Source organism: Paraburkholderia sp. (assembly GCF_034668105.1).
GTDB lineage: Bacteria > Pseudomonadota > Gammaproteobacteria > Burkholderiales > Burkholderiaceae > Paraburkholderia.
In genome coordinates, this window is sequence record NZ_JAXDPY010000645.1 from 1 (window position 1) to 6,344 (window position 6,344).

7 protein-coding genes and 1 pseudogene are annotated in these 6,344 nt (G+C 62.1%); 3 read left to right on the top strand and 5 right to left on the bottom strand.

The genetic code is table 11. The features are described from left to right. Positions 1-5: 5 nt before the first annotated feature. Positions 6-392, top strand: a complete 387-nt coding sequence (locus QOC89_RS28530; protein ID WP_323048103.1) for a hypothetical protein — start codon at positions 6-8, stop codon at positions 390-392. 175 nt (positions 393-567) lie between these two features. Here QOC89_RS28530 and QOC89_RS28535 read toward each other — a convergent pair whose 3' ends face one another. The 5 genes from QOC89_RS28535 to QOC89_RS28555 form a co-directional block, all read right to left on the bottom strand. Then, complete coding sequence (locus QOC89_RS28535) at positions 568-1,611, bottom strand: alpha/beta hydrolase (RefSeq protein WP_323048097.1); 1,044 nt, start codon at positions 1,609-1,611, stop codon at positions 568-570. Positions 1,612-1,884: 273 nt separating this feature from the next. After that, a complete protein-coding gene (locus QOC89_RS28540) occupies positions 1,885-3,231 on the bottom strand; it encodes a HAMP domain-containing sensor histidine kinase (RefSeq protein ID WP_323048098.1) in 1,347 nt (448 codons plus the stop codon). After that, positions 3,228-3,968, bottom strand: a complete 741-nt coding sequence (locus tag QOC89_RS28545; protein WP_323048099.1) for a response regulator — start codon at positions 3,966-3,968, stop codon at positions 3,228-3,230. The genes QOC89_RS28540 and QOC89_RS28545 overlap by 4 nt, the downstream gene beginning before the upstream one ends. A gap of 7 nt (positions 3,969-3,975) precedes the next feature. After that, positions 3,976-4,098 (bottom strand): hypothetical protein, encoded by a 123-nt coding sequence (locus tag QOC89_RS28550; protein ID WP_323048100.1) that lies wholly within the window; start codon positions 4,096-4,098, stop codon positions 3,976-3,978. Next, the gene (locus tag QOC89_RS28555) at positions 4,095-4,466 is read right to left on the bottom strand and encodes a GFA family protein (RefSeq protein ID WP_323048101.1); all 372 of its coding nucleotides are present in this window, start codon (positions 4,464-4,466) and stop codon (positions 4,095-4,097) included. Before QOC89_RS28555 ends, QOC89_RS28550 begins: the two co-directional genes overlap by 4 nt. Before the next feature lie 228 nt (positions 4,467-4,694). On the opposite strand from QOC89_RS28555, the gene QOC89_RS28560 reads away from it, so the two are divergent. Together QOC89_RS28560 and QOC89_RS28565 are read left to right on the top strand one after the other, a co-directional pair. Next, entirely contained in the window at positions 4,695-5,276 is a 582-nt protein-coding gene (locus tag QOC89_RS28560; protein WP_323048102.1) for a thioredoxin family protein, read from the top strand. A gap of 41 nt (positions 5,277-5,317) precedes the next feature. Next, positions 5,318-6,319, top strand: a pseudogene (locus QOC89_RS28565) (epoxide hydrolase family protein); the annotation flags it as partial. Between the last annotated feature and the right edge of the window lie 25 nt (positions 6,320-6,344).

A 6,344-nucleotide genomic window follows, 5' to 3' on the forward strand; every position in this document is an offset into this window, starting at 1 on the left:
CCCCAATGCCCGCTACCATCCGCAACTCGCTCATCTGGATCTTCGACGCATTCGAACGCGATTCGACCTACGTTCACAAACGGATGTTCGGCAGCGATGCCGCCTATATCGATGGCCTGTTGTGTCTGATCGCGGCCGATCGCGAGAAGCCGTGGAACGGCTTGCTGGTGTGCACATCGCAAGATCGCCACAGCGCGCTGATTGAAGAAGTGCCCGCTTTGCGGCCGCATCCGGTGCTCGGAAAATGGCTGTATGTGCCGCAGGACGATCCGGCGTTCGAACCGAGTGTGGAAAGGATGACGGCGCTCGTGCTCGCGCGCGACCCGCGCGTGGGTGTCGAGCCGAAACCGCGCAACCGGGGCGGGAAATCAGTGCTGCCTGAAAGGACATAAGGCTTTGTTGCTGGCGTCTTGGCTCTTGGCTCTTGGCTCTTGGCTCTTGGCTCTTGGCAGCGTGGCCGGCGGCCGCCTCGAAGCGGTCAATTGGACGTCGAAGAAGCGGACAACCGCAAGTCATGGCGCAACGCGATCCTGATCCGGTGCGTTCCGCTGTCCGCTTCCACTCCGGTCAAAGCCGGGTCACGTCGATGATGGCGTCGGCAAACGCCTTCGGCGCTTCCTGCGGCAGGTTATGTCCGATGCCGCCGTCGATATTCCGGTGCGCATACTTGCCGGTGAATTTCTTCGCGTAGGCGGCCGGCTCAGGATGCGGTGCGCCGTTGGCATCGCCTTCCATCGTGATGGTCGGTACGGCAATGGTCGGCGCTTTCGCGAGGCGCGCTTCGAGTTCGTCGTATTGCGGCTCGCCCTTGACCAGCGCCAGACGCCAGCGATAGTTGTGAATCACCACCGCGACGTGATCCGGATTGTTGAACGACTCAGCCGAGCGATCGAACGTCGCGTCGTCGAAATTCCATTTGGGCGATGCGAGACGCCAGATCAGTTTGTTGAAGTCGTGGCGGTTCGCTTCATAACCCGCCTGGCCGCGCTCCGTGGCGAAATAGAACTGATACCACCAGGCCAGCTCGGCCTTCGGCGGCAGCGGGGCTCGATTCGCTTCCTGACTGCCGATCAGATAGCCGCTCACCGACACCATCGCCTTGCATCGCTGCGGCCACAACGCGGCAATGATATTGACCGTGCGCGCGCCCCAATCGAAGCCGCCAAAGATCGCCTGGTCGATCTTCAACGCATCCATCAACGCGATGATGTCGACGGCCACCACCGCCTGCTGACCGTTGCGAGGCGTATCCGCGGAGAGGAACCGCGTCGACCCATAGCCGCGCAGATACGGCACGATGACCCGATAGCCCGCGGCGGCAAGCAACGGCGTGACTTCAGCAAAGCTGTAGATGTCATACGGCCAGCCGTGCAGCAGGATCACGACCGGTCCATTGCGCGGGCCTGCTTCCGCATAACCGATACTGAGCGGTCCGGCGTTGACCTGGCGAATGGCGCCGAATGAAGCAACCTGTCCTGCCGTTTTAGTATTGGATGCCGCGCTGTTCGACTGCGCGTGAGCGAGTCCGCTCAGGGCCAACTCCATCAAACTGATACCCGCAACGGTCGTCCCAAGCAGACGACGACGTCGAATATTGATCTGGTCCGGCATCGCTGATTCTCCTCAAAGATTAGCCCCACGCGCAGTGCGCGATTCGCACATGCGCTCGATGAAATGTTGATCAGGCTCACCGCCTGACTCGCGAAGCCCCACAATCTGGCCTTGGAAGTATTAGAACCCGCGGACGTATCTGGCTTGTGTCCGCGAGGCGGGCCAGTGCAACGTTATGTAATTACCCACGGCGCAGATACATTGCGATACAGAGGCGATGAGGCGGAAGGTGTCTTTCATCGACGAGAAGCTGCGGCATCCAGCGCAATCCAGTCAGCAAGCCTGTCGGACCACAGAAATCTGGCGAACGCTTTTCAACACGAGCCTGGCTTCGAGGCCGCCGTCGGGACGGTTATGCAAGGACAATTCCGCGTCCATCGCCAGCGCGAGTTGCCGCGCGATCGCGAGGCCCAATCCGGTCCCACCGGTTCCGCGGTTGCGCGATCCTTCCAGCCGATAGAACGGTTCGAACACCGCCTCCAGCGATTCCGCCGGAATACCCGGCCCGCGATCGAGCACGGAGATCGTCACGTGCCCGTCCTGCGAAGCGGCGACATGGATCTCGGCCGCCCCACCGAACTTCAGCGCGTTATCGACGAGGTTGCCCACGATCCGGCGCAACGCCTGCGGACGCGTGACCAACGCGCTATCGATTCGCCCGTGCAACAAGACATCCTTGCCGGCATCGACATAGTCGAACACGAGACTGTCGAACAACGCATCCGGGTCGATGCGCAGCGGCGCCTCCGTGGCACCGTGCATGGTCCGCGCGTACGTCACGCCTTCCTTGACCATCGTTTCCATTTCCTGCAAGTCCTGCTGCAGCTTCGCGCCCTGTGGACTGTCGTCCATCACGTCGACGCGCAAACGCATGCGGGTGATCGGTGTTTGCAGGTCGTGCGAAATCGCCGCGAGGATCTGCAAGCGCTCGGTCATAACCATCCTGATGCGGTCCTGCATGGCGTTGAACGCCCGCGCGGCGCGCGCTACTTCGTCGGGCCCGTCTTCGGGCAGGCGCTCGGCCTTCAGGTCCGGGCCCAGCGTATCGGCCGCTCGCGCCAGCTGGCTCAACGGCCGGGTCGCGAGCCGTACCGCCAGCCAGCAACACGCGGCCAGCACGACCAGTTGCAACACCAGCACCCACGACAACCACGGCGACAGCGGCGCGCCGGGCATGGGGCGGTAATCGATCGTCAGCGGCGTGCCGTCGCTCAGTTGCAGATGAACCTGCAGGCGGTCCGGATCACCCGGCACCGCATTGACCGTGAGCGGATAGCGCTTGCCGATCCCATCCGCGATGGATTGCGCGACCCTCTCCGAGAGCGCCGCATCCGGTGGCGCGCCGGCGACCCCAGGTCCCAGAACGAAGGTATAGGTGCGCCGCGCGAGCCTCGGCAGCCAGGCGGCACGTTCGTCAGCGGGCAAATGATCGAGCAGCGCGACGGAACTGGTGACCTCATGTTCGATGTACCCCATCATCACGTTGGTCATGTTCTGGTCCCGTTCCGTCATGGTGAGCCAGACCGATAGCGTTTGCACCAGCGCAAGACTGACAAAGAGAATCAGCGCAAGCCTCGCGAACAGCGAGCGTGGCCAATGCAGCAAAGCGTTCGGCTTCATGAGTCGCCTTCGATCATGGTCACGGCCGCCGAGAACACATAGCCCTCACTGCGCAACGTCTTGATGTAACGCGGCTCGCGCGCCACATCCTGCAGGCGCTGCCGCAAGCGGCTGACCAGCAGATCGATCGACCGGTCGAACGGATCGGCCTGGCGGCCCTGGGTCAGATTGAGCAGTTGATCCCGCGTGAGCACGCGCTGCGGATGATCGAGGAACACGCGCAGCAAGCGGTACTCCGCGCCGCTCAGGGCCACCATGGTGCCGTCGGCGTCGAGCAGATGGCGCGCGGTGGTGTCGAGCCGCCAATCGCCAAAGCCGATCATCGGTGCGCTTTCCGTCACCTGCATGCCGGGCGGCAGCATGCGGGCGCGGCGCAGCACGGAGCGGATGCGCGCCAGCAGTTCGCGCACCGCAAACGGCTTGGAGAGGTAATCGTCGGCGCCCATTTCCAGCCCGACGATCCGATCGGCCTCCTCGCTGCGGGCGGTCAGCATCAGGACCGGCACCGCGCGAAACTTGCCGGCGCGCAATTCGCGGCACAGCACGAGGCCGTCCTCGCCGGGCAGCATCAGGTCGAGCACGATCAGATCAGGGGCGCCCTGTTCGAGGACGGTACGCATCTGGCGGCCGTTCGCGGCCAGCGACACGCGCAGGCCGTTCTTCTCGAGATAGGTGGCAAGCAGTTCACGGATGCCGCGATCGTCGTCGACGATCAGCACGTGGTCGGTGTTTTCCATCAAGGCATCAGTCCTTTCGACGATTGACGCGCACCCGCTTCACGTTGATAAACGAACACTGAACGGGATGCGCCAGTTCCGCTGCCAATCCGCCCGCCAGAAAAGCGAGAATCGCCACGAGCCGTCTCATGCATCCTCCACGACGGACAGGCTGGCGCCATTGGCCACGCTGGCCTCCAGCGTATACGGGTCGATGCCGGTGAGGCAACCGATGTTGGCGCGCCAGAGCTGCGGATCTTTACGCGTCTGGTGGAACGGATAAATGCCACAGTGCTTGCAGAAGTAATGCTTCGCCGTGCGGGTATTGAACTGGTAGAGCGTCAGTGCTTCCTCGCCCTGCAGGATCTTCAGTTCAGCCGCGGCGAACGGCGGCGTCATCAGCGCGCCCTTGCGGCGGCACAGGCTGCAATTGCAACGCGAGGCAGGCAGGACATCGGTGCGGACTTCAAATTTCACGGTCCCGCAGTGGCAGGATCCTTGCAGCAGTTCGGTACTCATGTGGTGCTCCGGAATAGGCATGGCTGCTTTATAGCGCAGTCCGCGCGGCACTTTGTATCCCAATGTATCCGTGTGTTCCCCCGACACAAAACATTGCACCGCAGCCGCCCCGGCGACACAAGCCAGATACGAATGGGCGTTCAAATGCCGTCATGCCCACCACGGGAATGCCCGGCACGACGTCTCGATCCACGCCCGGCTGTTCCCTTTCATGAAAAGGACGCTGATATGTTCTCCCGCCTCAAAACCACCACGGCCGTCGCGCTGTTCGCCGCTACCGTGGCAGCCAGTGCCGCCGCCATTGCAACATTCGTCGCAAGCCCCGCGGCCAGCGCGGCCTCGATGCCCACCGCAAACATGGTCGACAACAACACGGCCGCGCCGGAATTCACCGGCATCGATAAATGGCTCAATAGCGATCCGCTGACCCTCCAGCAATTGCGCGGCAAAGTTGTGCTGGTCGATTTCTGGACCTATACGTGTATCAACTGCATCCACGTGCTGCCGTATGTAAAGACCTGGAATCAGAAATATAAGGACCAGGGGCTGGTCGTGGTCGGCGTCCACACGCCCGAATATCCGTTCGAACGCGACACGGACAACGTCAGGAAGGCGATCAAGCGCTTCGACATTACCTTCCCGGTCGCGCAGGACAACCGCTATGCAACGTGGAACGCCTACGGCAACCAGTATTGGCCGGCGTTTTATCTGGTCGACAAGAAAGGGCACGTGGTCTACACGCACTTCGGCGAAGGCGACTACGAACAGACCGAGGCGAAGATCAAGGCCTTGCTGGCAGAAAACTCGTGATTGGGTGGCGCAACCGGCCGCATTGTTCATCGGAGATCTTTATGTCAGACACTATTCTTCCTCAATCGCCGTCGCGTCGTCGATTTGTCAGTGTGGCGGCGGCGACCCTTGCCGCGGGCTCGTTAAGTCAGCTCGCCTTTGCCGATCCTGATCAAACCATGACTCAAATCACCGAGTCGGCCGGCGGCGACAAAACCGCTATTCGTCCGCTTCGGGTGCACGTGCCGGAGTCGCAATTGATCGATTTGCGTAGACGCATCAAAGCGACAAGATGGCCGGAACGCGAAACCGTCGCCGACGACTCGCAAGGCGTGCCACTTGCGATGATTCAGGAACTCGCGCGCCATTGGGCGACCGATTACGACTGGCGCAAGTGCGAGGCAAAACTGAATTCGCTGCCGCAGTTCGTGACCGAGATCGACGGGCTGACCATTCATTTCATCCACGTTCGTTCGAAACACGACAATGCGATGCCGCTCATCGTCACGCACGGCTGGCCCGGCTCGGTCATCGAGCAGTTCAAGATCATCGACCCACTCACCAATCCGACGGCACATGGCGCGAGTGCATCGGATGCTTTTCATCTGGTCATTCCGTCCTTGCCCGGCTACGGATTTTCCGGCAAACCTGCGACGACCGGTTGGGGACCCGAGCGCACCGCGCGTGCCTGGGTCGTGCTGATGAAGCGCCTCGGCTATGCGCAATTCGCGGCACAAGGCGGCGATCTGGGCGGGGTCGTCGCGAATGTGATGGGCAAGCAGGCGCCGCCGGAATTGTTGGGCATTCACGTCAACTTTCCGGCGACGGTTCCAGCGGGAATTGCCAAGGCGCTGCAAGCCGGTGATCCGCCGCCACCCAACCTCTCCGACGACGAAAAACACGCTTACGAGCAGTTGAGCAGCGCGGCCAGAAAGCGACGCGCCTATGCGCTCGAGATGGGGACGCGCCCGCAAACCCTCTACGGCATCGCGGACTCGCCGGTTGGACTGGCAAGCTGGCTTCTCGATCACGTCGACGGCAATGTTCAGCCGGAAGCGGCACTCAATTAGGCCGTGATCGGGCACCCGG

Coding starts and splice junctions, on each gene's coding strand:
- QOC89_RS28555 (WP_323048101.1), bottom strand. CDS start 4,466: ATGAGTACCGAACTGCTGCAAGGATCCTGCCACTGCGGGACCGTGAAA.
- QOC89_RS28540 (WP_323048098.1), bottom strand. CDS start 3,231: ATGAAGCCGAACGCTTTGCTGCATTGGCCACGCTCGCTGTTCGCGAGG.
- QOC89_RS28530 (WP_323048103.1), top strand. CDS start 6: ATGCCCGCTACCATCCGCAACTCGCTCATCTGGATCTTCGACGCATTC.
- QOC89_RS28535 (WP_323048097.1), bottom strand. CDS start 1,611: ATGCCGGACCAGATCAATATTCGACGTCGTCGTCTGCTTGGGACGACC.
- QOC89_RS28545 (WP_323048099.1), bottom strand. CDS start 3,968: ATGGAAAACACCGACCACGTGCTGATCGTCGACGACGATCGCGGCATC.
- QOC89_RS28560 (WP_323048102.1), top strand. CDS start 4,695: ATGTTCTCCCGCCTCAAAACCACCACGGCCGTCGCGCTGTTCGCCGCT.
- QOC89_RS28550 (WP_323048100.1), bottom strand. CDS start 4,098: ATGAGACGGCTCGTGGCGATTCTCGCTTTTCTGGCGGGCGGATTGGCA.